Here is a 555-nt window from a genome sequence, read left to right as displayed (position 1 = left end):
CCGTCTCCAGCCGCGCCAAGATTGAGGCCCTTAAAAAAAAGGTCATTTGAATCTTAAAAACTAGGTTACCCCCTCTCCGCCACGCGCTGCTGCAAGAGTTTACTCTCAGAATGGGACTGCACGCGCATGCATGTCAAGCACATGAAGTGACTTTTGTAAAGCATCCATCAGCTTGAATCATATCTCATCCCAATCCCTTGTGGAAATTAATGGTGTAGTTGCTGCCTTGCTGGCCATTAAACATGAATGATGACCTTTATCTAAGATGCGAGCCAGATCTGGCAAACGCATAGCGAAACAACCTTGCATGCCAAATATGGGTCATCTGTTAGCCTCTTCCATGCTCCATTTTTGACCAAGCAATAACTTGATGAACCCCACCACCATGGCCAACAACCTGCACAAGGAGCTTTAGCTGAAAAACAAGAGAGCAAAGAGAGAAGTGAAGAGGAGAGATGGGGTAGAAGAAGAAAGAGAGAGAAGATCCGGTTAATCCTGTTGATGAATCACCACAGTGCTCCAGTGTACTGGCAGCATCTCCATGCTTCAGCTCCC

The 555-nt window shown here is 46.7% G+C and carries 1 protein-coding gene; it reads right to left on the bottom strand.

Translation table 11 applies throughout. The features are described from left to right. Positions 1-328: 328 nt before the first annotated feature. Positions 329-555 (bottom strand): hypothetical protein (locus NK662_RS24730; protein WP_254761369.1); only part of this gene is annotated, 227 nt, incomplete at its 5' end.

The sequence above is a fragment of the Ectobacillus ponti genome, assembly GCF_024294785.1.
Taxonomy (GTDB): domain Bacteria; phylum Bacillota; class Bacilli; order Bacillales; family Bacillaceae_G; genus Ectobacillus; species Ectobacillus ponti.
Note: the sequence above shows the minus strand (reverse complement) of the source record. Positions and strands in the feature narration are given on the sequence as shown.